General features: G+C 58.2%; 1 protein-coding gene. It reads left to right on the top strand.

The window, feature by feature from the left end; translation table 11 throughout:
• Nucleotides 1–57 precede the first annotated feature (57 nt).
• The coding region (locus tag AC1DRJ_RS28545; protein WP_477805090.1) for an autotransporter assembly complex protein TamA at nucleotides 58–1,201 on the top strand (1,144 nt) is incomplete at its 3' end.

Raw genomic sequence — 1,201 nt, 5'->3', positions numbered from 1 at the left:
CTTTAACGCCTCGCGAGGCTCTATCACGCTCCCAAGCTCGTGATAGCATCCGCGCCTATGAAGTTTCCAGGAAGATTTACCAGTGGCGTGCTGATGCTGTTCACCAGCTGCGCGGCGCTGGCCCAAAGTGAATTGGATGTGCGGATCAAACCGTCCAACGATGAACTGAAAGCCAATATAGAGGGCTATATCGGCAGCCTCGGCGATCGTGACGAAGATGCGTTGCAACGCTTCAGTCGTGGCGCTGAGGAGCAGGCGCGCAAGGCCGCCCAGGCCTTGGGTTATTACCAGCCGCAGATCGAGAGCGATGTGACGGGCGGCAAAACGCCGCGCCTGGTGCTCAACATCGACCCCGGCGAACCGGTGCACTTGCGCAATGTCACGATTCGCATCGACGGCCCGGCCGCTTCACTCAAGTCTTTTCGTGTGCCCAAAAGCGCATCGCTGAAAACCGGCGCGGTGCTCAATCATGGTCAATACGAAGACGCCAAACGCCTGATTCAGAATCAAGCCTCGCGCTTCGGCTTTTTCAGCGGTCACTTCACCAGCCAAAAACTGTTGGTGGACCCGCGCGCTGGCGTGGCCGATATCGAACTCATTTATAGCAGCGGCCCGCGCTATGCCTTGGGCAAGGTCAGTTTCGAAGGCGACACGCCGTTTGATGAGGACCTGCTGCAACGCATGGTACCGTTCAAGCAAGGCACGCCTTATGACTCCGAACTGATTGCCGAACTCAATCAGGCCATGCAATCGAGTGGCTATTTCGAAAGTGTTCGAGTGGACGCGACGCCGACGGCGTCCAAAAACGATGTGATCCCGGTGGACGTCAAACTCGAAACCCGCAAACCACGGACCATGGGCCTGGGGCTGGGTTACTCGACCGACGTTGGACCCCGGATCAAGGCCAACTGGACCCGGCACTGGGTCAATCCCCAAGGGCACAGTTATGGCTGGGAGGCTGAAGTCTCGGCACCCCGGCAAAACGTTGGACTGTTCTACGACATTCCCTTGGACCCGCCGCTGACCGACAAACTGCGCTTTGCCGGTGGTTATCAGAATGAAGAAATTGACGGCACCGACACCCGCAGCAAACTGCTGACCATCGGCCCGGAATGGCACAGCAAACTGCCCAGTGGCTGGCAGCGTGTGGTGTCGCTGAAATGGCAGCACGAGGATTACAAACTGGGTGACGACTCGGGGT

The organism is Pseudomonas sp. P5_B2 (assembly GCF_056400445.1).
The sequence above is the reverse complement of the archived record's forward strand: the minus strand, read 5'-3'. Positions and strand labels throughout refer to the sequence as shown.